The 26,429-nt window shown below is 70.6% G+C and carries 24 protein-coding genes; 11 read left to right on the top strand and 13 right to left on the bottom strand.

Going from position 1 to position 26,429, the window contains the following annotated elements:
- Nucleotides 1–3: 3 nt before the first annotated feature.
- The 6 genes from pgsA to AC3EO4_RS28760 form a co-directional block, all read right to left on the bottom strand.
- Nucleotides 4–576 carry a CDP-diacylglycerol--glycerol-3-phosphate 3-phosphatidyltransferase gene (pgsA, locus tag AC3EO4_RS28785; RefSeq protein WP_379581115.1) on the bottom strand — a complete coding sequence of 191 codons (573 nt, stop codon included), beginning with the start codon at nucleotides 574–576 and terminating at the stop codon, nucleotides 4–6.
- Nucleotides 573–1,979, bottom strand: coding sequence for a 30S ribosomal protein S12 methylthiotransferase RimO (gene rimO, locus AC3EO4_RS28780; RefSeq protein WP_379581114.1), 1,407 nt, complete (start codon nucleotides 1,977–1,979; stop codon nucleotides 573–575). The genes pgsA and rimO overlap by 4 nt, the downstream gene beginning before the upstream one ends.
- 56 nt (nucleotides 1,980–2,035) lie before the next feature.
- Nucleotides 2,036–2,809 (bottom strand): helix-turn-helix domain-containing protein, encoded by a 774-nt coding sequence (locus tag AC3EO4_RS28775; protein WP_379581113.1) that lies wholly within the window; start codon nucleotides 2,807–2,809, stop codon nucleotides 2,036–2,038.
- A gap of 76 nt (nucleotides 2,810–2,885) precedes the next feature.
- Nucleotides 2,886–5,384, bottom strand: coding sequence for an FtsK/SpoIIIE family DNA translocase (locus tag AC3EO4_RS28770; RefSeq protein WP_431898623.1), 2,499 nt, complete (start codon nucleotides 5,382–5,384; stop codon nucleotides 2,886–2,888).
- A gap of 257 nt (nucleotides 5,385–5,641) precedes the next feature.
- On the bottom strand, nucleotides 5,642–6,544 hold the full coding sequence (locus AC3EO4_RS28765) for an aldose epimerase family protein (protein ID WP_379581111.1): 903 nt from the start codon (nucleotides 6,542–6,544) through the stop codon (nucleotides 5,642–5,644).
- Complete coding sequence (locus tag AC3EO4_RS28760) at nucleotides 6,541–7,509, bottom strand: LacI family DNA-binding transcriptional regulator (RefSeq protein WP_379581110.1); 969 nt, start codon at nucleotides 7,507–7,509, stop codon at nucleotides 6,541–6,543. Before AC3EO4_RS28760 ends, AC3EO4_RS28765 begins: the two co-directional genes overlap by 4 nt.
- Before the next feature lie 208 nt (nucleotides 7,510–7,717).
- On the opposite strand from AC3EO4_RS28760, the gene AC3EO4_RS28755 reads away from it, so the two are divergent.
- Complete coding sequence (locus AC3EO4_RS28755) at nucleotides 7,718–8,602, top strand: NAD-dependent epimerase/dehydratase family protein (protein WP_379581109.1); 885 nt, start codon at nucleotides 7,718–7,720, stop codon at nucleotides 8,600–8,602.
- Nucleotides 8,603–9,138: 536 nt separating this feature from the next.
- Here AC3EO4_RS28755 and AC3EO4_RS28750 read toward each other — a convergent pair.
- Complete coding sequence (locus tag AC3EO4_RS28750) at nucleotides 9,139–9,933, bottom strand: NAD-dependent epimerase/dehydratase family protein (protein WP_379581107.1); 795 nt, start codon at nucleotides 9,931–9,933, stop codon at nucleotides 9,139–9,141.
- A 137-nt stretch (nucleotides 9,934–10,070) separates the two neighbouring features.
- Between AC3EO4_RS28750 and AC3EO4_RS28745 the strand changes: the two genes are divergently transcribed.
- From AC3EO4_RS28745 to AC3EO4_RS28725, 5 genes are read left to right on the top strand one after another with little or no spacing between them, the layout of a single operon-like run.
- On the top strand, nucleotides 10,071–11,378 hold the full coding sequence (locus AC3EO4_RS28745; protein ID WP_379581106.1) for an ABC transporter substrate-binding protein: 1,308 nt from the start codon (nucleotides 10,071–10,073) through the stop codon (nucleotides 11,376–11,378).
- Nucleotides 11,375–12,301, top strand: a complete 927-nt coding sequence (locus AC3EO4_RS28740) for a carbohydrate ABC transporter permease (RefSeq protein WP_379581105.1) — start codon at nucleotides 11,375–11,377, stop codon at nucleotides 12,299–12,301. The genes AC3EO4_RS28745 and AC3EO4_RS28740 overlap by 4 nt, the downstream gene beginning before the upstream one ends.
- A complete protein-coding gene (locus AC3EO4_RS28735; protein WP_379581104.1) occupies nucleotides 12,298–13,158 on the top strand; it encodes a carbohydrate ABC transporter permease in 861 nt (286 codons plus the stop codon). Before AC3EO4_RS28740 ends, AC3EO4_RS28735 begins: the two co-directional genes overlap by 4 nt.
- Nucleotides 13,159–13,198: 40 nt before the next feature.
- Complete coding sequence (locus AC3EO4_RS28730) at nucleotides 13,199–13,957, top strand: IclR family transcriptional regulator (RefSeq protein ID WP_379581103.1); 759 nt, start codon at nucleotides 13,199–13,201, stop codon at nucleotides 13,955–13,957.
- Between the two features lie 33 nt (nucleotides 13,958–13,990).
- Complete coding sequence (locus tag AC3EO4_RS28725; protein ID WP_379581102.1) at nucleotides 13,991–14,893, top strand: 5-dehydro-4-deoxyglucarate dehydratase; 903 nt, start codon at nucleotides 13,991–13,993, stop codon at nucleotides 14,891–14,893.
- 75 nt (nucleotides 14,894–14,968) lie between these two features.
- On the opposite strand, the gene AC3EO4_RS28720 is transcribed toward AC3EO4_RS28725, so the two are convergent.
- Nucleotides 14,969–16,396 (bottom strand): aldehyde dehydrogenase (NADP(+)), encoded by a 1,428-nt coding sequence (locus AC3EO4_RS28720; RefSeq protein WP_431898622.1) that lies wholly within the window; start codon nucleotides 16,394–16,396, stop codon nucleotides 14,969–14,971.
- A gap of 112 nt (nucleotides 16,397–16,508) precedes the next feature.
- Between AC3EO4_RS28720 and AC3EO4_RS28715 the strand changes: the two genes are divergently transcribed.
- Together AC3EO4_RS28715 and AC3EO4_RS28710 are read left to right on the top strand one after the other, a co-directional pair.
- Nucleotides 16,509–17,765, top strand: a complete 1,257-nt coding sequence (locus AC3EO4_RS28715; protein ID WP_431898621.1) for a glucarate dehydratase family protein — start codon at nucleotides 16,509–16,511, stop codon at nucleotides 17,763–17,765.
- Nucleotides 17,766–17,770: 5 nt separating this feature from the next.
- Nucleotides 17,771–18,964, top strand: coding sequence for an alpha-amylase family protein (locus tag AC3EO4_RS28710; protein WP_431898620.1), 1,194 nt, complete (start codon nucleotides 17,771–17,773; stop codon nucleotides 18,962–18,964).
- Nucleotides 18,965–19,025: 61 nt separating this feature from the next.
- Here the strand turns inward: AC3EO4_RS28710 and AC3EO4_RS28705 are convergent, their stop codons facing one another.
- From AC3EO4_RS28705 to AC3EO4_RS28695, 3 genes are read right to left on the bottom strand one after another with little or no spacing between them, the layout of a single operon-like run.
- Entirely contained in the window at nucleotides 19,026–19,517 is a 492-nt protein-coding gene (locus tag AC3EO4_RS28705) for a DUF402 domain-containing protein (RefSeq protein ID WP_379581098.1), read from the bottom strand.
- Nucleotides 19,514–20,146, bottom strand: coding sequence for a response regulator (locus tag AC3EO4_RS28700; protein ID WP_379581097.1), 633 nt, complete (start codon nucleotides 20,144–20,146; stop codon nucleotides 19,514–19,516). Before AC3EO4_RS28700 ends, AC3EO4_RS28705 begins: the two co-directional genes overlap by 4 nt.
- Nucleotides 20,143–21,237, bottom strand: a complete 1,095-nt coding sequence (locus AC3EO4_RS28695) for a sensor histidine kinase (protein ID WP_431898619.1) — start codon at nucleotides 21,235–21,237, stop codon at nucleotides 20,143–20,145. The genes AC3EO4_RS28700 and AC3EO4_RS28695 overlap by 4 nt, the downstream gene beginning before the upstream one ends.
- A 96-nt stretch (nucleotides 21,238–21,333) precedes the next feature.
- On the opposite strand from AC3EO4_RS28695, the gene AC3EO4_RS28690 reads away from it, so the two are divergent.
- From AC3EO4_RS28690 to AC3EO4_RS28680, 3 genes are read left to right on the top strand one after another with little or no spacing between them, the layout of a single operon-like run.
- Nucleotides 21,334–22,044 (top strand): ABC transporter ATP-binding protein, encoded by a 711-nt coding sequence (locus AC3EO4_RS28690; RefSeq protein ID WP_431898618.1) that lies wholly within the window; start codon nucleotides 21,334–21,336, stop codon nucleotides 22,042–22,044.
- Nucleotides 22,041–22,793: an ABC transporter permease gene (locus AC3EO4_RS28685; RefSeq protein WP_379581094.1), complete on the top strand. Its 753-nt coding sequence runs from the start codon at nucleotides 22,041–22,043 to the stop codon at nucleotides 22,791–22,793. The genes AC3EO4_RS28690 and AC3EO4_RS28685 overlap by 4 nt, the downstream gene beginning before the upstream one ends.
- Nucleotides 22,790–23,557, top strand: a complete 768-nt coding sequence (locus AC3EO4_RS28680) for an ABC transporter permease (RefSeq protein WP_431898617.1) — start codon at nucleotides 22,790–22,792, stop codon at nucleotides 23,555–23,557. The genes AC3EO4_RS28685 and AC3EO4_RS28680 overlap by 4 nt, the downstream gene beginning before the upstream one ends.
- Before the next feature lie 118 nt (nucleotides 23,558–23,675).
- Here the strand turns inward: AC3EO4_RS28680 and AC3EO4_RS28675 are convergent, their stop codons facing one another.
- Together AC3EO4_RS28675 and dapA are read right to left on the bottom strand one after the other, a co-directional pair.
- A complete protein-coding gene (locus AC3EO4_RS28675; protein WP_379581092.1) occupies nucleotides 23,676–25,361 on the bottom strand; it encodes a ribonuclease J in 1,686 nt (561 codons plus the stop codon).
- Nucleotides 25,362–25,420: 59 nt separating this feature from the next.
- Nucleotides 25,421–26,335, bottom strand: coding sequence for a 4-hydroxy-tetrahydrodipicolinate synthase (dapA, locus tag AC3EO4_RS28670; protein ID WP_379581091.1), 915 nt, complete (start codon nucleotides 26,333–26,335; stop codon nucleotides 25,421–25,423).
- Nucleotides 26,336–26,429: the final 94 nt, after the last annotated feature.

Raw genomic sequence — 26,429 nt, 5'->3', positions numbered from 1 at the left:
AGCTCACTCCGCCCTGGCCCGCTTGGCCACCTGCCTCAGCCTGATCGCGCGGATGACATAGTCGACGCCCGTGACGACCGTCACGACCAGCGCGGCCCCCATGACCACCCAGCGGATCACGTCGGGCACGCCGGGAAAGAGGTAGAGCACGATCGCCGCGATCTGCAGCACGGTCTTGACCTTGCCGCCGTAGCTGGCCGGTATGACGCCGTGCCTGATCACGATGAAGCGCAGCAGCGTGATGCCGACCTCACGGCCGAGGATGACGACCGTGACCCACCAGGGCAGCTCGTTCAGGACCGACAGGCTCACCAGCGCCGCCCCCGTGAGCGCCTTGTCGGCGATCGGGTCGGCGATCTTCCCGAAGTCGGTGATCAGGTGGTAGCGCCTGGCCAGCTCCCCGTCGAGATGGTCGGTGATCGAAGCCACCCCGAACACTCCCAGGGCCGCGTATCTCCAGCCCGTGCCTGGCAGGAAGAGGCAGACGACGAAGAAGGGGACGAGCGCCAACCTGAGCACCGTGAGGACGTTGGCGATGTTCCACGGGCTCACCACCCGACGCTCGTCCCGGGTCATGGACCGGCCTTGATGCGAGCGATCAGATCGACCCCCTCGGCGTCGACCACGATCGCCCTGACGATTTGTCCCGGGACCAGGCCGATGCCCTGAACCGTGACGGACCCGTCGACCTCAGGGCCCTGGTGGGCCGCCCTGCCCTCATACCCGCCGTCGCCCAGGTCCTCGTCGATCAGCACGTCGACCTCGGTGCCGATGCGCTCCTCCGCGCGCTGCGAGGTCAGCTCCTCGGCCAGCTCGGTGAGGATGCGCACCCGCTCGTCGACGACCTCCTGCTCGACCTTCGACTCGAACGTCGCCGCCTCGGTGCCGTCCTCGTCGGAGTAGCCGAACACGCCGACGACGTCGAGCCTGGCCTCCTCGAGGAAGCCCACGAGCTCGCCGAACTCCTCGTCGGTCTCGCCGGGGAAGCCGACGATGAAGTTGGAGCGCACGCCCGCCTCGGGAGCCTTGGCCCTGATCTGCTCCAGCAGGCCGAGGAAGCGCTCGGGGTCGCCGAAGCGGCGCATCCTGCGCAGGACGGTGCCGCTGGCGTGCTGGAAGGACAGGTCGAAGTAGGGGGCGACGCCCTCGGTCGCCGCGATGACGTCGAGCAGCCCCGGGCGCAGCTCGGCGGGCTGCAGGTAGCTGACCCGCACCCGCTCGACGCCCTCGACCGCGGCCAGCTGCGGCAGCAGCTTCTCCAGCGCGCGCAGGTCGCCCAGGTCCTTGCCGTAGGAGGTGGAGTTCTCGCTCACCAGGACCAGCTCGCGCACGCCGCGGTGGGCCAGCCAGTCGGCCTCGGCCAGCAGCTCCTCAGGGGCCCGCGAGACATAGGCGCCGCGGAAGGCGGGGATGGCGCAGAACGAGCAGCGGCGGTCGCAGCCGGAGGCCAGCTTCAGCGAGGCGACGGGGCTCTCGTCGAGGCGCTTGCGCAGCACGCGGGGGCCGCTGGCGGGCGCGAGGCCGGCCGGCAGGTCGCCGTGGCCGGGGATGCTCGCCTTGGCCGCGGAGCGCTCCACAGGCGAGATCGGCAGCAGCGTACGGCGGTCGCGCGGCGTGTGCGGCTTGAGCGTCCTGCCGGCGAGCACGTCGTCGAGGCGCTCACCGATCTCGGCGTAGTCGTCGAAGGAGATCACCGCGCTGGCCTCGGGCAGCGCCTCGGCGAGCTCGTTGCCGTAGCGCTCGGCCATGCAGCCCGCAGCCACCACCTTGGCGCCCGAGTCGGCCGCGGCCAGCAGTGTGTCGATGGAGTCCTTCTTCGCCGAGTCGATGAAGCCGCAGGTGTTGACGACGACGACATCGGCGTCGTCGTCGCCCAGCTGCCAACCGGCAGCATCAAGTCGCGCGGCGAGCTCCTCGGAGTCGACCTCGTTGCGCGCGCAGCCCAGAGTGATCAGCGATACGGTTCGGCGGGATGACATGGTGGACACTACGGTATCGGCACTTGGCCACTACCGGCGCACCTCCCCCGCACTAGTCATCGCGGACGGGCCGCCGACACCCCGTAGGTCCTGCTGACCACCTCGCCCCGCGCACCGGGCGAGCCGAGGTCCTTGCCGTTGACCTGGAGTGACACCGCTCCCGCGTCGTGCATGGTCATGTTGACCGTCTTCTTGGCCGTCCACGTCGAGGTCTTGCCCGCCTTCAGCGTGCCCGCGAAGAGCTTGCGCCCCTCCGAGTCGCGCACGTTGAGGTAGGAGGTCCGCTTGGCCTTCACCTTGACGACCACCATGTCGTTCTTCTTCTGCGTGGACAGCGCCGCCGTACGGCGGGCAGGCCCCGACCCCGGCGCCAGGCTCGCGTTCGGCGGCACGCGCGGCACAGAGGAGGCGGGCTGGACGTCCGCCGTGGGCACCTCGCCTGAGCCGCCCATCACCCTGACGACGCCGAAGACCACCACGATGGCCAGGGCGACGCCCAGCGCCATCGTCCAGTTGGGGCCCCTGCGCTCGCGCAGCTTCAGCCCCTTGAAGTTCTGGAAGACGGCCGCCGCCCTGAGTGGCTGCGACACGCCGCCGTGCTGTGCGTCGTAGAGATGCGCCATCGCCTCGGGGTCGGCACCGACCGCCTTGGCGATCGCCCTGACGTGGCCCCTGGCGTAGAAATCACCCCCGCACATGGAGAAGTCGTCCCGCTCGATGGCGTACAGCAGTGCCTCGCGAATCCGGGTGGTCGCGCTCAGCTGGCCGACCGTCAGCCCCGCCATCTGCCTGGCTTCGGCCAGGATGGCCCCAATGCTCTGTTCGTTCACGACGAACGCCTCCCCGCCCCGACGTTGCGTAGTTACTCCTATTCAATCAGTTATTGTCGGCAACGGTGCGCAGGGGTCACTCTCCCCGCAAGTCGGCCAGCAATCCGGGCAGGTCATCGGGCTTGAGCAGCACCTCTCGGGCCTTGGAACCCTCGCTGGGGCCGACGACGCCACGCGACTCCAGCAGGTCCATCAGACGGCCCGCCTTGGCGAAGCCGACCCTGAGCTTGCGCTGGAGCATGGAGGTCGAGCCGAACTGGGTGGTGACGATCAGCTCGGCGGCCTGGATCAGCACGTCGAGGTCGTCGCCGATCTCCTCGTCGATCTCCTTCTTGACCGCGACGGCGGCCACGTCGTCGCGGTACTCGGCCTGCATCTGCTGCTTGCAGTGGCCGACGATCCCGGCGATCTCCTTCTCGGAGACGAACGCGTTCTGGATGCGGATCGGCTTGCTCGCGCCCATCGGCAGGAACAGCGCGTCACCCTGTCCGACCAGCTTGTCGGCGCCGGGCTGGTCGAGGATGACCCGCGAGTCGGTGAGCGAGGACACCGCGAAGGCCAGGCGGGAGGGGACGTTGGCCTTGATGAGCCCGGTGACGACGTCGACGGAGGGCCGCTGCGTGGCGATCACGAGGTGGATGCCCGCGGCGCGGGCCAGCTGGGTGATACGGACGATGGAGTCCTCGACGTCGCGGGGGGCGACCATCATGAGGTCGGCGAGCTCGTCGACGATCACCAGCAGGTAGGGGTAGGGCTGGTAGACGCGCTCGCTGCCGGGCGGCGGCACCAGCTTGCCCGCCCTGACGGCCTTGTTGAACTCGTCGACGTGCCTGAAGCCGCTGGCGGCCAGGTCGTCGTAGCGGCGGTCCATCTCGCCCACCACCCATTCGAGGGCCTCGGCGGCCTTCTTGGGGTTGGTGATGATCGGCGTGATCAGGTGGGGGATGCCTTCGTAGACCGACAGTTCCACGCGCTTGGGGTCGACGAGGACCATGCGGACCTCGTCGGGGGTGGCGCGCATGAGGATCGAGGTGATCAGGCCGTTGACGCAGACGGACTTGCCCGCGCCGGTGGCGCCCGCGATGAGCAGGTGCGGCATCTTGGCCAGGTTCGCGACGATCGTGCGGCCCTCGACGTCCTTGCCGAGACCGACGATCATCGGGTGGTGGTCGGCCTGGGCGACCTGGGCGCGCAGCACGTCGCCGAGCGCGACCAGATCCTTGTCGGCGTTGGGGATCTCGACGCCGATGGCCGACTTGCCGGGGATGGGCGACAGGATCCTGACATCGGCCGACTTCACGGCGTAGGCGATGTTCTTGGCGAGCGCGGTGACCTTCTCCACCTTCACGGCGGGGCCGAGCTCGATCTCGTAGCGCGTGACCGTCGGGCCGCGGGTGAAGCCGATCACCTGCGCGTCGATGGCGAACTGCTCGAGCACGCTGGTCAGCGCGTTGACCACCGTGGTGTTGGCCTTGGTCTGCGGCTTGGGCGCGGTGCCCGGGCTGAGCGACTGCAGGTCGGGCAGGACGTACGGGCCCGCCTGGGGCGACAGTACGAGCTGCTCGACCTTGCGCGGCGCGGGGGTCGGCTCGGGCGGCGCTGTGGGCTGCCGCGGCGGCTCGGGCGCCTCCTGCGGCTCCTCGTCGACCAGGCCGGGGACGATCTCGGGAGAGTGCCTGTCCTTCTCCGCGATCACCGGGGTGTCGTACGGCTTGGCGCCGTCGGGCAGGTCCTGCTTCTTCGTCCTGACCCGCTTCTTGCCCGTCTCGCCCTGCTTGGGCGGCGCGCTCTTGTCGAACAGCATGTGGCGCAGCTCGGCCAGCCGCTCGGGGATCCTGTGCACGGGCGTCGCGGTGATCACCAGCACGCCGAAGCCCGACAGGAGCAGCAACAGGGGGATCGTCACCCACGCGGGCAGGATGCTGGCGGGCGGCGCGGAGACGATGAAGCCGACCATGCCGCCCGCGGCCGACACCTTGTCCATGCCGTCCGTGGTGTCACCGGCCGGATAGGGCACGTCGTTGACCACGTGGATGACGCCGAGCACGCCGGTCAGCAGCGCGCTCCAGCCGATCACCATGCGCCCCGTGTCGGCGTTCTGGTCGGGGTGGCGCAGGAAGCGCCACGCCAGCAGGCCGAGCAACAGCGGGATCGCCCACGCGAGCGAGCCGAAGACGCCGTGCACGACGGCGCTGACGAACTCGGAGACCGTGCCCTTCGACTGCCGCCACGTCATGGCGGCCAGCACGATCGCGCCCGCCAGCACCGCCAGGCCCGCCCCGTCGCGCCGGTGGACGGGGTCGAGCTCGCGCGCCTGGTTGCCCAGGGCCCTGGCGGCGCTGCCTATGCCGTTGGCCACCAGCATCCACAGGCCGACGATCAGCTTGCCGATCATGGTGAAGACCCAGCTGATCGGGTCCTGGTGAGTGGCGGGGGGTCTACGGGCCGACGCCGACGTCTTCGCCTTGGGTCGCGAGGATGACTGGGCTGTCGTCCGCTTGGCCGGAGTCGAGCGTGACGAGGTCGGTCGCTTCGCCGGCCCCTTCGATGCGCCTTTCGGCGTACGGGTGGCCATGATGCCAAAGGTACGTCGGAGACCACGGCGATGGCGCGGAGGCTCGCCGATGTCCCCAATGTCTAGATTGCAGCCGTCTCGGCCGATCGGACGCCGCGAGGGCGGTTCACTGCGCGACGCACGAGGATCACGCCGGCCGGGTCCCTCCCTACCGGACGGGCGCAGGACCGGCCGCCGCGAGCCTCCTCAGACAGGCCGGCGGACGACCACCGCGAGCTGCCTCGGGCTGGGAGGCGGACCGGCCGCCGCGAGGAGCGTCAGGCGGGGAAGCGGTAGACCGTCGTCGAGGTGAAGGTCTCGCCGGGCCGCAGCACCGTGGAGGGGAAGTGCGCCTGGTTGGGCGAGTCGGGGAAGTGCTGCGTCTCCAGGCAGAAACCCGCGTGCCTGCCGTACGGCGTGGCCACCCCGTCGAGCATCCCGCCCGCGTAGAACTGGACGCCCGGCTCGGTGGTGGAGACCTCCATGACCCGCCCGCTGACCGGCTCGACGACCCTGATCCCGCCGTCGAGGACGAAGCAGTGGTCCTCCCAGCCGGCGATCGGGCGGGGCTCGGTGAAGTCGAAGCCGGTGCCCTTCACGGGTGCCGTCTCACCCGTCGGGATCTTCCCGTCGTCCACGGGGAGGTAGTGCTCGGCGTCCATCTGCAGCACGTGCCCCAGCACGTCGCCGCCGCCCGCGAGGTTGAAGTAGGTGTGATTGGTCAGGTTGAGCACGGTCGGCGCGTCGGTGGTGGCCCGGTAGTCGAGGCGTAGCGCCCGGTCGGCGAGGGTGTAGGTGACCGAGGCGGTCAGCGTCCCCGGGTAGCCCTGGTCGCCGTCGGGGCTGACCAGTTCGAGCGTGACGGCCGAACCCGAGGCCGAGGTCACCTGCCAGAGCCGCTTGTCGAAGCCGTCCACGCCGCCGTGGAGGCTGTTGCCGCCGTTGTTGACCGGCAGCTGATGGGTGGTGCCGTCGAGGGTGAAGCGGCCGCCCGCGATGCGGTTGCCGTACCTGCCGACGACGGCGCCGAAGTAGCGGCTGCGCGTGCGGTAGTCCTCGGGGTCCTCGAGGCCGAGGACCACGTTCACGCCGTCCACCTCCAGCGATTGCAGGGCCGCGCCGTAGGTCAGGACGGCCGCGCGCAGCCCCTCGGTGGACAGTTCGTGACGCTCGATGCTCACCTGCGTGCCTCTCCTGTCGATTCGCGGACGACCAGGCTGGTCTCCAACGTCGTCACCCCCGGCGCGCCTTCGGCGTCGACGGAGTGCAGCAGCAGGTCGACGGCCATACGCCCGGCGGCGGCCGTCGGCATCGCGATCGTGGTCAGCCTGGGACTTCCCAACCTGCCCGTCACGATGTCGTCCACGCCGATCACGCTCAGGTCGCGCGGCACCTCGGTGCCGCGCTCGGCCAGCCCCTCCATCAGCCCGATGGCGACCAGGTCGTTGTAGGCCAGCACGCCGGTCGCACCTGAGGCGAGCACGTCCGTCACCGCCGACAGCCCGCCCAGCGCGGTCGGCGGGTTGGGGCCGAGGAAGACCACGTCCGCCTCGCTCGTCGCGGCGGCGGTCTGCATCTCCTTGCTCGTCCACGACCCGCTCGGACCCGTGACCAGCGCGATCCTGCGGTGCCCGAGCGCGACCAGGTGCTCGAGGGCCAGCCCCGCACCCCTGCCGACGTCCATCAGCACGGTCGGCATGCCCTTCACCCTGCGGTTGACGACCACGAGCGGCACCTCCTCGCCGAGCCGCTCGATCGTCTTGTTGGTCAGGCGGGGGCTGCAGAGCAGCACGCCGTCGACCTGCTTGGCGAAGGCCTGGATCAGCTCCTCCTCCACCTGCGGGTCCTCGTCGGTGTCGGCGACGAACACGTGGTAGTCGCGCAGCCTCGCCTGCGCCTGCGCCGCCTTGATCAGCGACGAGAAGAAGGGGTTGGCGATGTCGGCCACGATCAGCCCGAGATTGTGGGTCTTGCCCGTGGTCAGCGCCCTGGCCGCCCTGTTGGGCCGGTAGCCGAGGTCGTCGGCCACCGCGAGCACTCTCGTGCGCGTCTCGGCGTTCACCAGATGGGGCGCGGAGAAGGTGCGCGACACCGTCGACACGTGCACTCCCGACGCCCGCGCGACGTCCCGGATCGTCACCGTCACACCCGGCCTCCTCCGACCACTCGCCCGCACTCTACTGCAATCGGTTGTATCACTGTCAACCAGCCCTGTCCCTGACCGCTCGCCGCAGCAGCGGCGCGTTATTGCTGCTCGGGCGGGTGGTCACGAACGCTTGACTGGTCAGTGTCATGCCCCAATACTCCAGTGCAACCGGTTGCTAAGCTCGAGCGCTCAGGAGTGATGAAGTCCGATGACACGAACACTGGTGACGGGCAGCGCCGGACGGCTCGGCCGCAGCGTCGTCACCGCGCTGTCGCAGGCGGGCCACGAGGTGATCGGGATCGACACCGTGGCGGGCACTCCCGCTCATGCCGCGGCCACCATGCCCGCGGACCTGGCCGACCTGGGCGAGGCCTACGAGGTGATGACCCGGTTCAGGCCGGACAACGTGGTCCACCTGGCCGCCATCGCCACCCCCTTCAGCAGGACGGAAGGAGTCACGTTCCGCACGAACACGCAGCTCGCCTTCAACGTGTGCGAGGCGGCCGCCGCCACGGGCGTCGGCGGCGTCGTGGTCGCCAGCAGCCCCACCGTGATCGGGTACGGCACGCCCGCCTGGACGCCGCGCTACCTGCCCATCGACGAGGAGCACCCGACCGAGCCGTGGAACGCCTACAGCCTGTCCAAGCAGGTGGCCGAGCAGGTGATGACCACCTTCGCGCGCGCGTCCGCCACCAGGTTCGCGGCCGTGCGACCGTGCTACGTCGTCGCGCCCGAGGAATGGGAGGGCGCCCCCACACAGCAGGGCCACACGATGGCCGAGCGCCTGGACAGACCGGAGCTGGCAGGGGTCTCGCTCTTCAACTACATCGACGCCAGGGACGCCTCCGACCTCGTCGCCGCCCTGCTCGATCGGCTGTCCGTCATCCCGAGCGGCGAGGTGTTCTTCGCCGGAGCGGCCGACGCGCTGGCCCGCGCGCCGCTGGCCGAACTCCTGCCCGAGGTCGTCCCCACCACCGCGGCCGCCGCCCCCGCCCTGACCGGTAATGCACCGGCCTTCACCTCGGCGAAGGCGGAGCGGCTGCTCGGCTGGACGGCCAAGCGCAGCTGGCGCACCGAGCTGGCCGAGGCATGAGCTGCTCGTCCCCCTCGACAGGACTCTGGCCTTCACCCGCGTGCTGGAGGCCGTCAGGGTCGCGCCCGACCCGGTACCGATCGCCGACGTCCGCCAGGAGATCACCGGCGAGGACCGGGTCCTGCCGGGCATGCGCGAGCTGGTCGCCACCTGCGCGGAGCGACTGGCGCTCTACTCGGAGCTCGACACCCCGTGGGCGGTGCAAGCGCTTGCGGCGGCGAGCGACACGCAGGCCTTGACGTCGCCGGTGGAAGCTCCACGCCGCCACCCGGAGACCAGGACCGACCGAAGCGCGGGTTCCCGACCGGCCGGAGGCGGAGGGAAACCGGTTGCCATCAGGTGCCCACCCCCACGGATCGGGCGCCCAAGGTTTCCGACCAGTTCGCGCCGGCGGAGCTCCAGGCCGCTCCTGCGCCGGCGGATGTGCCGGAGCGAGAACGCCTGCCGCTGTCCGAGACGGTTCCCGGGTCGACAGGTGACCCGGGAACCGTTTGTGCCCCGGGAGGTCGGGTGCCGCGATCACTGCCTATGGGGTTTCACCAGCGCCCGCCCAGCTCGTGCAGGGTGAACACGCCGCCGACCCTGTCGTGCAGGGGTTCGGTCAGGTCGGGTTCGCCCTGCTCGGCGATGATCGGGGCGGCGTGCCCCTCGGAGTCGTCGCGCGACTCGTAGCCGATCGCCTTCGCCTCGTCCAGGGACCACCACCTGCGCGTGTTGTCGGACACGCCCCACACCACGTGGTACCCCGTCGCCTCCATGGCCGCCTCCAGGAGGCGGGCGCAGTCACCGGGCGAGATCCAGGTGGCGAGGCCCCTGGTGTCGCCCGAACCCTCGTTGCAGGTGCCGAGCCTGACGATCGTCACGTTCATCCCGAACCTGTCGTGGTACAGGCTGCCCAGCGCCTCCATCACGACCTTGCTCACGCCGTACAGCGTGTCGGGCCGGGGGAAGGCGTAGTCGGGCAGTTCGGCGCCGCCGTCGGGGCGGGTGTGGAAGCCGACCGAGTGGTGGCTGCCCATGAGCACGACGTGCCGTACCCCCTCCTGGCGGGCGGCCTCCATCAGCACGTAGGTGCCGTTCATGTTGGCCTCGACGATGTCGGCCCACGGGTGCTCGCGGCTCTGGCCGCCGAGGTGGATGACGGCGTCGACGTCCTTCATGGCGACGGCCATGGCGGCGGCGTCCGCGAGGTCGGCGACGACGACCTCCTCGCCGGGTCCCGCCTCCAGGGGGACCAGGTCGGACAGGCGGAGGATCCGTCCCTCGCGGGCCAGCAGCGGGCGGAGCAGGGTGCCGACTTTCCCGGCCGCGCCGGTGACAAGGATGCGCATGGTGACTGTTGTACACGGCTCTGACCTGAATTCACATACATGGAATATTGACGTGATCTAGGCCACTCGTTACGGTCGCATGAACGAAATACACATCCGCGAAACCCATCCACGTATGTGAACAAGGAGGCGGTCTGATGCCACGTCATCTGCTCGGGGCCGCGATTGTCACGGCGCTCGCCGTCACCCTGTCCGGCTGCGGCTCCGGCGGGGGTTCTGGCGACGACGCCCTGGAGATCTGGATCCGGCAGGCGCCGGACTCCGACTCCGCCAAGACAGCGGTGAAGCTGGCCGACGCGTTCACCAAGGCCAGCGGGGTCAAGACGAAGGTCGTCGCCCTCTTCGACGACTTCGAGACCAAGCTGCAGCAGCAGGCGGCGCAGAAGAACCTGCCTGACATCGTCATCAACGACACCGCGCAGCTCGGCAACATGCAGACGCAGGGCTGGCTGCGCGAGGTCGACAAGGCCAAGCTCAAGGGCGGCGACCAGCTCGCCGACCGGGCGTGGCAGGCCGCCCAGGCCGGCAACGGGAAGTACTACGCGGCGCCGTTCTCCGCCCAGGCGTTCGCTCTGATCATCAGGAAGGACTGGAGGGAGAAGGTCGGCCTGCAACCTCCGCAGACCTGGGACGATCTGGCGAAGCTGGCCAAGGCGTTCACCGAGCAGGACCCCGACGGCAACGGCCAGAAGGACACCTACGGCTTCGTCGCCCCTGCGGGCACCAAGCGCGGCTACGCCTCCTGGTACGCCTCCTCCCTCATCTACGCCAACGGCGGCAACTTCCTCACCGACAGCGGCGGCGGCAAGTTCGCCCCCGCGGTCGCCGACCCCAAGACCGTCGAGGCGGTCAAGTGGCTGCAGGACCAGTTCTGCGTCGCCAAGACCGTCAACCCCGGCGCGGTCAGCAACGACACCACCGTCACCCACGAGGTTTTCGAGAAGGGCCAGGGCGGCATCTACCTGGTCGGCCCCTACGTGCTGGCCCGGTTCGTCAAGAGCATCGGCACCGACAAGCTCGAGGTCGTCAAGGTGCCCAAGGGCCCCTCGGGCGGTCCCGGCACCCTCGGCGAGGGCGAGAACGTCTACCTCATGGCCGGCTCGGGCAACGAGGACGGCCAGCAGAAGTTCGCCGAGTTCGCCGTCTCCCCCGAGGGCCAGCGGATCGGCATGAACAAGGACGCGAACGGCGCCATCGTCAGGCTGCCGGTCAACAAGGGCGTCGACATGGCCGCCGAGCGTACCGACCCGCGGTGGAAGGTGTTCCAGGAGGCCTACGCCGACGCCGTCTACAGCTCCCCCGTCCCCAACTGGGCGCCCATCAGGCAGACCTCGGCCGACGCCATCAACGCGGTGTGGGCCGACTGCGGCGCCGACGTGAAGGCGGGCATGGACGGCCTGGCGGCCAAGCTGACCTCGGAACTGCAGGCCCAGAAGGCATCGTGACCACGACGCTCACGCGGCCGGAGCAGCGCACGGCACCGCGTCGCCGCCCCCGACAGGGGCGGTGGCGCGGCACCGCCGTCGCGTGGCTGTTCCTCTCCCCCGCGCTGATCCTGTTCCTGTACTTCAAGTTCATCCCCATGTTCGAGGGCCTGCGGATGAGCTTCTTCAAGGTCCAGCCCTTCCTTGGCGACGAGTGGGTCGGGCTCGACAACTACCGGACGATCATGTCCGACGACGCGTTCGTCAGCGCCGTCTGGCACAGCCTCGTCCTGGCCGTGGGCACGACGATCGGGTCACTGCTCCTCGGTCTGGCGTTCGCCCTGCTCATCGAGGGTCCGGCCCGCTACCTGTGGTTCGTCAGGACCGCGGCGTTCCTGCCGGTGGTCACCACGATGGCGGCGGTGGCCGAGGTGTGGCGGATCATGTACCACCCGGCCGACACCGGCCTGCTCAACAGCATCCTCGGCTGGATCGCCCTCGACCCCCAGCCGTTCCTGGCCAGCGAGCACTCGTCGCTGTGGTCGATCATGGGGATGAGCATCTGGCGGGGCACGCCGTACGACATGATGATCTTCCTGGCCGGGCTGGTCGGGATCGACAGGACCCTGTACGAGGCGGCGGCGGTGGACGGGGCGAGCACCTGGTCCAGGCTGCGCCACATCACGCTGCCCGCATTGCGGCCCGTCTTCTGGATCCTCTTCACGCTGGCGGCCATCCGGGGACTGCGGGTCTTCGTCGAGGTGTACGTGCTCACCAACGGCGGGCCGAACGGCTCGTCCGAGGTGCTCATGACCCTCATCTACAAGCTCGGGTTCCAGCGCAGCGAGCTGGGCATCGCGGCAGCGGGAGGCATCGTGCTGTTCGCGGCCACCCTGGCGCTCACCGTGGTGGTCCAGCTGATGCGCAGGAGGCAGGCGGCATGAGATTCGACAGCGCGCTCGGCCTGGAGTCCCGCAAGGGGCCGCCGGCGACGGCGGGCAAGGTCCTGCTCTACTCGATGATGGTGCTGGTCTTCACCGGCCCGCTGGTCGGCCTGCTCGTCAGCGCGTTCAGCAAGACGCTCGACCCGACCAGCTTCACGCTGTGGCCCGACGAGTTCACGCTGGAGAACTTCACCCAGGCGGCGGAGAAGAACGTCTACCTCTACCTGTTCAACTCCTTCGTGGTCGTCGGGTTCGGGCTGGCGCTGCAGATGGTGGTGAGCGTCTTCGCCGCCTACTCGCTGGCGCGCAAGAGGTTCAGGGGCATGGCGTTCGTCATGCTGATCATGCTGGCCACGATGATGCTGCCCGAGGAGATCATCGCGATCCCGCTCTCGCTGGTGCTGGCCGACATGCCGCTCATCCACGCCAACCTCATCGACTCCTACGCGGGCATGATCCTTCCGGTCGGCGCGTGGGGCTTCTCGATCCTGGTCATGACCGAGTTCATGAAGGAGGTGCCGGTCGAGCTGGAGGAGGCCGCGAAGATCGACGGCGCGGGCGAGCTGCGCACGTTCTTCACCATCATCCTGCCGCTGTGCAAGCCCGCGCTCGGCGTGATCGGCGTCTTCGGGTTCACCATGATCTGGGACCAGTACCTGCTGCCGCTGATCGTGGCCAACGAGTCGGATCACTGGACGCTGCCGATCGCGCTGCGCTCGCTCCGCTCGGACGAGGAGGTCGGCATCGGCATCCTGCTGGCCGCGTCGCTGCTGGCACTGCTGCCGTCGGTGATCGCCTTCCTGGCCTTCCAGCGGCAGTTCATGCGCGGTCTTACCAGCGGCGCTATCAAGGGTTAGATGTCCATGTATATGGATGGCATCCATTATTCTGTCACCCATGGAGCCCTCGATGGTCAAGTCGGCCGAGCGAACGGTCCGCATCCTCGAAACGCTGGCGGCCTCGCCGGAGCGCCTGACGCTGTCGGAGCTCCAGCAGCGCACCGGCTTCCCCCGCAGCAGCCTGCACGCCCTCATGCGCACGCTCGTCGAGCTGAAGTGGATCGAGACGGAGCCCGGCGTATCCTCCTTCGGGATCGGCCCGCACGCGCTGCTGACCGGCACCGCCTACCTGGACAAGGACCCCGCCCTGCCGCTGGCGCACGACGCGCTGGAGGACCTGAGGGAGGAGATCGGGCACACGGTCCACTTCGCCCGCCGCGACGACGCGCATGTCCTCTACCTGGCCACCAGGGAGTCGCGCGACCGGCACGCGATCTCGAGGGTGGGCCGCAGGCTGCCCGCGAGCGTCACCGCGCTCGGCCAGGCGCTGCTGGCGCAGCTGACCGACGACGAGGTGGCCGCGCTGCTGCCCGACCCGCTGCCGGCCCTCACCGGGCACTCGATCACCGACCTGGCCAAGCTCACCGACGAACTCGACCAGGTCCGCGCCCGCGGCTACGCGCTCGAACGCGAGCAGGGCACTCCTGGCGTGGCCTGCGTGGCCGTGGCGGTGGACTACCGCATCCCCGCCACCGACGCCATCAGCTGCTCGATGCCCGCGGGGCTGCCCCACGAGGAGATCGAGCGGATCGCCGAGGCGGTCATCAGGCACACCCGCAGGTTCGCTGCCACTCTGCGCCGGGAGGGCATCCGATAACACATCATCCGGCGCGTTCTCTGGAGGAAAGAAATGCGTCTTGATGGTGTTCTCTTCTTCCCTGTGACGCCCTTCGGTGACGACGGCTCCGTGAACGGCCGCACGCTGGCCGTCCACGTGGCCAAGGGGGTCGCGGCGGGGGCAGGAGGAGTGTTCGCCGCCTGCGGCACAGGCGAGTTCAACGCCTTGGCGCTGGAGGAGTACTCCTCCGTGGTCTCCACCTCCGTGTCAGCCGCCGCGGGGCAGGTGCCCGTGCTCTCCGGCGCGGGCGGGTCGCTGCCGTTCGCCCAGGCGTGCGCGCGAGCCGCCACCGAGGCGGGCGCCGACGGGCTGCTGCTCATGCCGCCCTACCTCGTGAGCGCCCCCGCGACCGGCCTGGTCGGCTACGTGCGCCAGGTCGCGGCCGTCACCGACCTGCCGATCATCGTCTATCAGCGTGGTACGGCCCGCTTCACGCCCTCGGCCGTGGCGGAGTTGACCTCGCTGCCCAGCGTCATCGGGTTCAAGGACGGGCTGGGGGACTTCGACCTGCTGCAGCGGATCATCCTCCGCGTACGGCAAGCGACGGACCGCCCGTTCACGTTCTTCAACGGGCTGCCGACGGCCGAGCTGACCGTGCCCGCCTACCGGGGGCTCGGGGTGCCGCTGTACTCGAGCGCGGTGTTCGCGTTCGCGCCGGAGATCGCGCTGGCCTTCCACAAGGCGGTGACGGGCGGCGACGAGGTGATGGTGCAGCGGCTGCTCACGAGCTTCTACCTGCCATTGGTGGAGCTCAGGGACCTGGTGCCTGGGTACGCGGTGTCGCTGGTGAAGGCGGGGGTGCGGCTGCGGGGGCTGGACGTGGGCGGTGTGCGCGCGCCGCTGGTGGACCCGGCCCCGGAACACGTGGCCGAGCTCGAGCGCATCATCGCGGCGGGGCTGGAGCTCGCGGGTTAGCCCTCCCCTGGCCCGCCCTGCGCGCCGGGTGGCCGCGGGGCCGAGAGCGTTCGCCCGGCCCCGCGACCGCCGGTGTCAGCCGTCGATGCGCTGCGGCACGCCCACCGGGTTGTCGTCGCGCAGTTCCACCGGGAGCAACTCCTGCGGCCACCCCTGGTACGCCGTCGGACGCAGCCACCTGCGGATCGCCATCGCGCCCACCGAGGTGTGCTCGGGCGAGGTGCTGGCCGGCCACGGACCGCCGTGGTGCATCGCCCAGCACACCGCCACGCCGGTCGGCCAGCCGTTCCAGATGAGCCGCCCGGCCTTCCCCGCCAGCGCCTCCGCGACCGGGACGGCCTCGGCCGTGTCGGTGGCGTGCACCGTGGCGGTGAGGGAGCCGTCGAGCCGTCCCAGCACCTCGACGAGCTCGGCCACGTCGTTGTAGGTGATCACGATCGACGAGGGGCCGAAGCACTCCTCGGCGACCGAGGGCAGCTGGGCGGCGAAGGCGGCCAGGTCGATGGTGAAGACCTTGGGCGCGACCGCCCACTCCCCGTCGCCCTGTGTGCCCTCGGCCAGCAGGGTGAGCTTGGACAGGCGCTCGAGGCCCTGGAGGTAGCCCTCCCTGATGCGCGAGCTCAGCATCGCCGAGCCGTTGCTGCCCGCGACCGCCGCCCCGAGGGAGGCGACGAGGTCGGCGTCGTCGGGGGCGAAGACCAGGCCAGGGTTGGTGCAGAACTGTCCGGTGCCGAGCGTGAGCGAGGCGGCGAAGCCGTCGGCGAGCCCCTCGCGCGCGGCGGAGGGCAGCACGACGACGGGGTTCACGCTGCCCAGCTCGCCGTAGAACGGGATCGGCTCCTCGCGTTCGTCGATGAGCGCCTGGATGGCCTTGCCGCCGGGAATCGACCCGGTGAAGCCGACCGCGACCACATCGGGGTGCTGGACGAGCCGCTTGCCCGCCGACAGGCCGTGGACCAGGCCGAGGAGCGCGGGGTCGGGCAGCGCCGACCTGATGATCTCGGCCGACAGCTCGGACGTCAGCGGGTGCGCGGGGTGCGCCTTGACGACGACGGGGCATCCGGCGGCGAGCGCCGAGGCGGTGTCGCCGCCCGCCACGGAGAACGCGAACGGGAAGTTCGACGCCGAGAAGACGCCGACGACCCCGTGCAGCGGGCGGTTCATCCGGCGCACGTCCGCCTGCACCGAGATGATCGCCTCCAGGTACCCGCCGTCGCGCAGCACGTCGGCGAAGAGCCTGAACTGGCCGGCCGCGCGGGCGACCTCCCCGCGCAACCTGGTCTCGCCCAGCGCGGTCTCCCTGTCGGCCACGGCCCACAGCCGGTCGACGTTGGCCTCCAGCGCGGCGGCGACGGCCTCGAGCACCTCGGGCCTGCTCGCCGTCCGCCAGGCGACTCCCGCCGCGTCGGCGGCCTCGACGGCCGCGTCGACGCCGGCGTCGGTGGTCTCGGGAATCCCCTCGCCGAAGGTCTCGCCGGTGCGCGGGTCATATGCGTGGATCATCGCTTCACCCCTATGCAATATCACACTTCACTCTAGCGTGCTCTTGACACTCGCTCGGCCCGATTCTTACAGTACCGACAGTCGTCCACAATTCTGGCGGTTGTTCACATATATGAACATTAGAGAGATCACTGTCACCCCGGTCGCCTTCCGCGACCCGCCCCTGCTCAACGCCGCCGGAGTCCACGAACCGTGGGCGCTGCGCACGATCGTCGAGGTCGTCACCGACGAGGGCCTCTCAGGGCTCGGCGAGACCTACGGGGACCTGGGCCACCTGGAAAAGGTGCGCTCTGCGGCCTCTGCCCTCATCGGCCTGGACGTACACGCCCAGAACGAGATCTACTCCCGCGTCTCCGCCCTCGTCGGCGACGTCGTCAGCGACCTGCACGGGCTGACCGGCGCGGCCACCAAGGAGAAGAGCGTCGACAGGGTCTACTCGCCGTTCGAGGTCGCCTGCCTGGACATCCGCGGCAAGGCGACGGGCCGTCCGGTGAGCGACCTGCTCGGCGGCGCCGTACGGCAGGCCGTGCCGTACAGCGCCTACCTCTTCTACAAGTGGGCGGGCCACCCCGGAGAGCCGGACGACAGGTTCGGCGCGGCGCTCGACCCCGAAGGCATCGTGGCGCAGGCCCGTCTGCTGATCGAGGAGTACGGCTTCCGCTCCATCAAGCTCAAGGGCGGCGTGTTCGAGCCCATGCGGGAGGTCGAGGCGATCCGCGCGCTGCGCGAGGCCTTCCCCGACCACCCGCTCCGCCTCGACCCGAACGCGGTCTGGTCGGTCGAGACCTCGATCGAGGTCGCCCGCGCCCTGGACGGGACCCTGGAATACCTGGAAGACCCCACCGCCGGCATCTCCGGCATGGCGGCCGTCGCGAATCAGGCCCCGATGCCCCTGGCGACCAACATGTGCGTGGTGACCTTCGAGCACCTGCCGCCCGCCATCAGGGAGGGGGCGATCGGGGTGCTGCTGTCCGACCACCACTACTGGGGCGGCCTGGCGCGCTCCGTGCAGCTCGCGCGGCTGTGCGAGACCTTCGGGATCTCGCTGTCGATGCACTCCAACAGCCACCTCGGGATCAGCCTGGCCGCGATGACGCACCTGGCCGCCGCCGTCCCGAACGTCGCCACCGCCTGCGACACGCACACACCGTGGCAGGACGGGCAGGACGTCGTGGCGCCGGGCGCGCTCCGGTTCGTCGACGGCGCGGTGCCCGTGCCCACGGGACCCGGGCTCGGGGTCGAGCTGGACAGGGACGCGCTCGCGGTGATGCACGAGCAGTACCTCAAGTGCGGGCTCACCTCGCGCGACGACACCGGCTACATGCGCAGATTCGACCCCTCGTTCGTCAACAGGCGCCCTCGCTGGTGACGCCCGTGAACATCGCCTACGTCTACCCGTGGGACATCGTCGGCGACCCCGCCGCGCCCGCCAGGCTCGCCGCGCTCGGCGTGGACGCGGTCGCGCTGGCCGCCTCCTACCACTCCACCCGCGCCGCCACCCCCTTCCACCCCGCGCACCGGGTGCTCGACGTGCCCTACTCCGCCTTCTACCTCCCGGTACGGCAGGCGGCATGGGGCCGCCTCGTCCCGCCGAACCCGACGTGGACCACGCCCGACTCCTTCCTCCATGCGCGCGACGCGCTCAGAGCCGCCGGCCTGCCCGTGCACGCGTGGACCGTCCTGACCCACAGCAGCCACCTCGGCGCCGCCCACCCCGACCTGGTCGTGCGCAACGCCTTCGGCGACCCTTACCCCTACGCCCTGTGCCCCTCGCACGAGGACGTCGGCGAGTACTGCGAGCGGCTGGTGCGGGAGATCGTCTCGGTGGGGGCGCCCGACGGGATCATCCTGGAGGCGTGCGGCCCGATGGGATTCGGCCACCAGAGCGTCCACGAGAAGACCGGCGGCGCCGACTGGACGTCCGTGCAGGCGGCGCTGCTCTCGCTCTGCTTCTGTCCGGCCTGCGTCCCCGGCTACGCCGACCCCGACCGGCTGCGAGCGCTGGTCCGCTCCGGTGTCGACGGCCTGCCCGCCTCCCCAGGGGAGGGGCCGGCGCCCGGCCTGCCGGCATCGGCGAAGGCATCAGGGGCGGCGCGACCGGCGGGGTCGGTGGAGGAGGCTCTCGGGGACTCGGCCGTCGGCGTGCGCGACCGGCGGACGGGGCTGGCGGCCTCGCTGCGGGCCAGGCTCGTCGCGGCGGTGCGGGAGCTGGCGCCAGGCCTGCCGATCAGGACCCACGCCAGCCCCGACCCGTGGGCGGCGGGCCCGTTCGCCACGCTCCACGCCGGCGATCCCTCGCTCGACGGGCTGGTGGCCATGTGCTGGGGCACCCCCGAAGAAGCCGCCTCCAACCTCGAACGGCTGTCGGCGAACCTCGCGGAGGGACAGCGGCTCGGCGCCTACGCGCTGTTCCTGCCGCCCAAGCCCGCCGACGCCGAGGATCTGGCCGCCTCGTTCGCCGCCTTCACGAAGGCGGGGGCGGACGAGCTGCACCTGTATCACGTGGGCCTCGCCTCCCCCGCGCGCATGAGCGCCCTCTCCGAGGCCCTCCGGCTCGCCCGCTCCTAGCCACCCCGCTCCCCGGATCCTGTGAGCCCGGGGGGCCGTCGCGCCGGGCGCAGGACCGCGGTCAGCGAACCTGGGAGAGATAGGGCAGGTGGGTGGCACCGTCGAACGGGGCGAGGCGGTCGGTGACGGCCTTCGTGAGCGCCGCCGCCGCGCTCTCCGCCTGGGCGATCACCTCGGGCGGGTAGCCCAGCAGCACCTGGTGGTCGGCGAACTCGTCCTCGTCGTCGACGAACACCCGCCCCTCCCGCGTGCGGACCACGTCGAGGTCCAGGTCGACCATCGTCACCTCGCCGTCGTTCCACTCGGGGACCGTGGTGACGTCGACGTAGACGTCCAGCTTGTGGCCCTCGTCGTTGAACAGCGCGACCCACCACTCGTTCCTCGGGAACAGCATCACGAACGCGCGCTCCCACACCACCGGAGGCCCGTCGCCCTTCGCCCCCGTCGTGCCCGCCTCGCATCCCACCCACACACCGTGTACGTCCTCGCCGAGCAGCCTGGCCGGGTGGTGCCAGTGGAGGGAGCCGCCGTACTTGCGGAATACGACCTTCATGTCCCCGACCGTACAACGAGCCCGCTTTCGTACGCGGCGATGACCAGTTGGGCCCTGTCGCGGGCTCCGAGTTTGGTCAGCAGGCGGCCGATGTGCGTCTTGACGGTGGCCATGCTGAGATGCAGGTGTTCGGTGATCTCGGTGTTGGACAGGCCGCGCGCGATCAGCGTCAGAACCTCGCGTTCCCTGCCGGTGATCCCTTCGAGCCCGCGCACCGAGGGGCGCGCGTACTCCTCGATGAGCCTGCGCGTGACCGTGGGCGCCAGCAGCGCCTCCCCCGCGGCGACGACCCTGATCGCCGCCAGCAGGTCGGCGGGCGGGGTGTCCTTGAGCAGGAACCCCGACGCCCCGGCCCGCAGCGCCGCGTAGACGTAGGCGTCGAGGTCGAACATGGTCACGATCAGCACCTTGGCCGTGTCGCCGATCCTGCGGGTGGCCTCGATGCCGTCCATCTCCGGCATCCTGACGTCCATCAGCACCACGTCGGGTCGGGTGGCCATGGCGAGCTCGACCGCCCGCGCGCCCGTGCCGGCCTCGCCGACGACGCCGAGATCGGGCTCATTGTCCACCAGCACTCTGAAGCTGCCGCGCAGCAGGACCTGGTCGTCGGCGATGAGGACGCGGATCATGCGTAGGGAATCGTCGCGGCCACGCGGAAGCCGCCTTCGGGGCGCGGCCCCGCCGAGAACGCTCCGCCGTACATCATGACCCTCTCTCTCATCCCGACCAGGCCGTGACCCTGGTGATCGCCCTTCTGCGGCAGCACCCCGTGTCCGGGGCCGTCGTCGGCCACCTCGACCCGCGCCCGCGCCCCGTCGGCCGCCACCGTCACCGTGCAGCGGGCGGGGGCGGCGTGCTTGACGACGTTCGTGAGCGCCTCCTGCACGATGCGGTGGACGGCCAGCCGTACGCCGTCAGGAAGCCCTTCCAGCCCCGACGCCGCCAGCTCGACCCGCACGCCCGCGAGCCTGGCGCGCTCGGCCAGCTCGCCGAGCTCAGGCACGGGACGCAGGTCCGGCGGCTCGGTGCGCAGCACGCCCAGCAGGTGACGCATCTCCGTCAGCGCGTCGCGGCTCGCGGTCTCGATCACCTTCAGGGCGTCGTGCGCCTCCTCCGGCCTGGTGCGCATCACATGGTTGGCGACGCCCGCCTTGACCGCGATGAGGCCCATGCTGTGCGCGACGACGTCGTGCAGTTCGCGGGCGATGCGCAACCGCTCCTCGGTGACCAGCCGCTCGGCCGCGCGCGCCGCGTAGATCCGCCGCTCGCGCACCGCCCGCCCCACCGTCCACGACCCGCCCAGCGCCGCGATTCCCAGGACGACGTCCCCCGCCCCGCGCGCCCAGCCCACCGGCGCGCCCGCCACGGCCAGCGCCAGGACGGCCACCACCGTGACGACCGCGATCGCGGTCGTCGGCGCCCTGCCCGAGCGGGACAGCGCCACCATGTAGAGCGCGTACGCGGGCGCGACGTAGGCGCCGCTCACCACGCCGGAGAAGCCGGCCGCCAGCGCCACCGCGAGGACCACGACGAAGACGCCCACCGGCCACAGCCTGCGCACCGCCAGCGGGGCCCCCAGCCCGAGCGCGAAGACCGCCTTGCCCCACAGCGGCACCGGCGCGTCGGCCGCGGACGTCATGGCCACCAGCGCGACCACCCAGCCGGCCACGCAGTCGAGCGCGATGAGCTGGCCGCGGGTCAGCCGTCTGGTGAAGTCCACGCCCAGCACGCTATCCGGCGGCCCGCCCGTGCCGCGTCATACCCAGGTCCGATGCGCGGGCCGCGGGCCGTACCCGACCGTGAGGAGGTGATCGAAGTGAGAGAACTGACCAAGAAGTACGGCGGGACGCGCGCCGTCGACCGCCTGACCTTCACCGTCGAGCCCGGGCGCGTCACCGGGTTCCTCGGCCCGAACGGCGCGGGCAAGTCCACCACGATGCGGGTGCTGCTCGGCCTCGACGCGCCCACCTCCGGCGAGGCCCTCGTCAACGGCCGCCGCTACACGAGCCTGCGCAGGCCGCTGCACGAGGTGGGCGCGCTCCTGGACGCCAACGCCCTGCACCCGGGAAGGAGCGCCTACAACCACCTGCTCGGCCTGGCCCTCACCAACGGGATCGGGCCCACCCGCGTCGCCGAGGTCCTCGAACGCGTCGGGCTCGCGGGCGTGGCCCGCAAGAAGGCGGGCGGGTTCTCACTCGGCATGAAGCAGCGGCTCGGCATCGCCGCCGCGCTGCTCGGCGACCCCGGCGTGCTGATGTTCGACGAGCCGGTCAACGGACTCGACCCCGACGGCGTGCGCTGGATCCGCGACCTGATGCGCTCGCTGGCCGCCGAGGGCAGGACCGTCCTGCTGTCCAGCCACCTCATGAGCGAGATGGCGCTGACCGCCGACAGGATCGTCATCGTCGGCAGGGGCCGCCTGATCGTCGAGTCCGCGATGAAGGACCTCACCGACGCCTACGACTCCCTGGAGTCGGCCTACCTCGCCCTCACCGCGGGCAGCGTCGAGTACGGGGCCACCCGTTGATCGCCTCGGAGTGGCTGAAGCTGCGCTCGGTCGCCTCCACCTACTACGCCGTCGGCGCCGCCGCGCTCATGGTCGTCCTCGGCGCCGCGTGGAGCCTCTACGTCGGCGCGCTCGCCGACGAGCGCGGCTCTGTCAGGGCAGCGGCTCCCGAGGAGGGTTTCCTGCCCCTGGTCCAGATCAGCTTGGCCGTGATCGGCGTGCTGGCCATCACCGTCGAGTACGGCACGGGCACCATCCGTCCCTCGCTCACCGCCGTTCCGCGCCGCAGGGCGCTGCTGCTGGCCAAGGCGGCCGTGGTGACGGCCACGACGGCGGCCACGGGGTTCATCGTGATCTTCACGACCTACGCCGTGAGCCATCTCGTCGCGGGCGATCGCGCGGTCGGCTACAACGCGGGCTCGATCGCGGACGACCTGCCGTCGCTGCTCGGGTCGGTGCTGTCGGTGACGGTGCCGGCGCTGGTCGGGCTCGGCCTCGGCGTGGTCACCCGATCGACCGCCGCGGCCATCGGCTCCGTCGTCGGACTGCTGTTCGTGCTGCCCGGGATCGCTCCCTACCTGCCGCCGCCCTGGAACGTCAGGATCGGCGCGTGGATGCTGCCGAACCTGGTGCCGCAGATCGCCGGGGACCGGATCTCCACCCGGCTCGAAGGAGTACTGCCGCCCGCGGTGGCGGTGGCCGTACTCGTCGGATACGCGGCCGTCGCGCTGGCCATCGCCTTCGTCGTCTTCGACAGGAGGGACGCGTGAAGGTGCTCGCCTCGGAGTGGCTCAAGATCCGCTCGATCCGGTCCAGCCACCTGCTCGTGCTCATCGGCCTCGGCGCCATCCTGCTCGCGGTCGCGGTGGCGTTCTCCGCGATCTCCATGTACGACAACGCGTCCCCAGCGATGCGGCGCAGCGCGCGGATCGCGGAACTCGAGGAGGTGGTGCTGATCGTCCCGCAGCTGTGCATGGGGATCATGGGGGTGCTGGCGATCACCTCCGAGTACGCCACAGGACAGATCAGGACCAGCCTCGCGCTCGTGCCGCGGCGCTGGCCCGTGCTGATGGCCAAGTCGGCGGTCGTGGGCGGCCTCGGGCTCGTCGTCGGGCCCGTCGTGGTGTTCGTGACGTACGCGGTGGCCAAGCAGATGCTGGAGGGGCGCTACCCCGTGGCGTCGTTCGCCGAGCGGTTCCCGACGCTCATGACCTCGTCGCTGACGGTGGCGGTGTTCGCGCTGGTCGGCCTGGGACTCGGCACCGTCCTGCGGTCCGCGGCGGGATCGATCGCGGTGCTCGTGGGACTGGTGTACGTGATCCCGATCGTGGTGGGCAACCTGCCCGAACCATGGAGCGAGCGGTTCGGGTCCCTGATGATCGGCGCGCTGCCCCGGGAGATCACGGGGGCCGACCTGACATCATCGGTCTACGGGGCCCTCCTGCCCCCGGTGGCGGCGGGGGTGGCGCTGGCGCTCTACGCGGTCGTCCCCCTGCTGGCGGGTGCGCTGCTCCTCCGCCACCGCGACGCCTGACCGCCACCGGCCGCAGCCCGCCCCCGGACGCGACCCGAGAAGGGGCCCAACGGGAAACCCCGGCCGCGGTCCATCGCGGACGTGCGCGTGGGCGGGCCGGGGTTTCGCGGAGCGGAGGTCAGACCTCGACGACCACCGGGATGATCATCGGGCGGCGGCGGTAGGTGTCGCTCACCCAACGGCCCACCGTCCTGCGGACCACGCGGCGGATCTGCTGCATGTCGACGACGCCGTCGGCGGCGTGCTGCTCGATCGCCTTCTCGATCACCGGGATGATCTCGTCGAACCGCTCAGGGTCGATGCCCGACCCGCGCGCGTGGATCTCGGGCCCAGCGGTGATCTTGCCGGTGTTGGAGTCGACCACGACCACCACCGACACGAACCCCTCGTCGCCCAGGATGCGCCGGTCCTTCAGCGAGGTGTCGGTGATCTCACCGACCGAGATGCCGTCCACGTAGACGTATCCGGCCTGCACCGCGCCGGTGATCTTCGCGCGGCCGTCGACCAGGTCGACCACGACGCCGTCCTCGGCGATCACGATGTGGTCGCTGGGCACGCCGGTCAACTCGGCCAGCGCGGCGTGCGCCCTCAGGTGCCGCCACTCGCCGTGCACGGGCATGAAGTTCGAGGGACGCGTCAGGTTGAGCACGTACAGCAGCTCACCGGCCGCCGCGTGCCCCGACACGTGCACCTTCGCGTTGCCCTTGTGGACGACGCGGGCGCCCCACCTGGTCAGCCCGTTGATGACCTTGTTCACCGCGGTCTCGTTGCCGGGCACCAGCGAGGACGCCAGCAGCACGGTGTCGCCGGGCGCGATGCGGATGGCGTGGTCGCGGTCGGCCATGCGTGACAGCGCCGCCATCGGCTCGCCCTGCGAACCCGTGCAGATCAGCACGACGTCCTCCGGCGGCCACATCTCGATGTCGCGGGAGTCGACGATCAGGCCAGGCGGTACGCGCAGGTAGCCGAGCTCGCGGGCCACGCCCATGTTGCGCACCATCGACCGGCCGACGAGCGCGACCTTGCGGCCGTGCTTCTCGGCGGCGTCGATCACCTGCTGGACGCGGTGGACGTGGGAGGCGAAGCTCGCCACGATCACCCGCTTGGTCGAGGTGCGGATCACCTCGTCGACGACGGGGGCGATCTCCCGCTCGGACGTGACGAACCCCGGCACCTCGGCGTTGGTCGAGTCGGACATCAGCAGGTCGACGCCTTCGGAGCCGAGCCTGGCGAACCCGCCCAGGTCGGTCAGCCGTCCGTCGCTGGGCAGCTGGTCCATCTTGAAGTCGCCGGTGTGCAGGACGATGCCCGCAGGCGTCCTGACGGCGACGGCGAGCGCGTCGGGGATGGAGTGGTTGACCGCGAGGAACTCGCAGTCGAACGGCCCGAACCGGCGCCGCTCACCCTCCGTGACCTGCACCTTTTCCGGCTGGATGCGGTGCTCGGCGAGCTTGGCCTCGATGAAGGCCAGCGTCAGCTTGGACCCGACGAGCGGGATGTCGCGCCGCTCACGCAGAAGGTACGGCACGGCCCCGATGTGGTCCTCGTGGCCGTGGGTCAGGATGAGCGCCTCGATGTCGTCGAGACGGTCCCTGATGTAGTCGAAGTCGGGCAGGATCAGGTCGACGCCCGGCTGCTCGGGATCGGGGAACAGCACCCCGCAGTCGATGATCAGCAGTCGGCCTTCGTACTCGAAGACCGCCATGTTCCGGCCGATCTCACCGAGACCGCCGAGCGCCACGATGCGCAACCCGCCATCGGGTAGCCGCAGCGGGGGGCCGAGTTCCGGATGCGGGTGGCTCATACGCTGCCCCCAGGTCGGTTAAATCGTGAGCTCAATATCTCCGTTCCTCCCCGTTTCCATTAGTCAACCAACTTCACTCCGCCGGCCACGAGACACGCTCGCAGCTCGGCGATCTGCTCTTGGGTGGCCTCCACCAGCGGAGGCCGCATCGGGCCGACAGGGCGGCCCGTCAGGTTGAGCGCCGCCTTGACCATGATCGCGCCCCCGGCGCGGTTCATGACACCGTCGATGACGGGCAGCAGCTGCCGGTGGACGGCGGTCGCCTGCGCGACCTCGCCCGCCCTGTGAAGCTCGATCATCCTGGCCAGCTCGGCGCCCACCACATGGCCCACCACGCTCACGAACCCCGCCGCGCCCACCGACAGCCACGGCAGGTTCAGCGCGTCGTCGCCCGAGTAGAAGACCAGGTCGGTGGCGGTCATCACCATGGAACCCGCGAAGAAGTCGCCCTTGGCGTCCTTCACCGCCACGATCCGCTCGTGCTGCGACAGCCTGATGAGCGTATCGGTATGGATGGGGACGCCGGCGCGGCCGGGGATGTCATAGAGCATCACGGGCAGCGGCGTCACGTCGGCGACGGCCGCGAAGTGCCGGTAGATGCCCTCCTGGGGCGGCTTGTTGTAGTACGGCGTCACGACGAGCAGGCCGTGGGCGCCGGCCTTCGCGGCCTGCCTGGCCAGCTCGATGGTGTGGTGGGTGTCGTTCGTGCCGACACCGGCGACGATGGTCGCCCTGTCTCCGACGGCCTCCAGCACGACCCGCAGCAGACGCTCCTTCTCCGCGTCGCTGGTGGTCGGCGACTCCCCCGTGGTTCCGCTGACGATCAGGCCGTCGTTGCGCTGCTCGTCGACCAGATAGGTGGCCAGTTTGCGCGCGTTGTCGTAGTCGACGGCGCCGTCAGCGGTGAACGGCGTGACCATGGCGGTCAGCATGCGGCCGAAGGGGGCTTCGGAGGTGCGTGAGGGCGATGCCATAGTGCGAACGGTACCCGGATTCCCTCATGTCCCGAACCCCGCCACCCCTATAACGCCATTTCCGAGCCCTTGTCCCGCTCTGCCGCGGCCTGGC

The organism is Nonomuraea sp. bgisy101 (assembly GCF_057708945.1).
The sequence above is the reverse complement of the archived record's forward strand: the minus strand, read 5'-3'. Positions and strand labels throughout refer to the sequence as shown.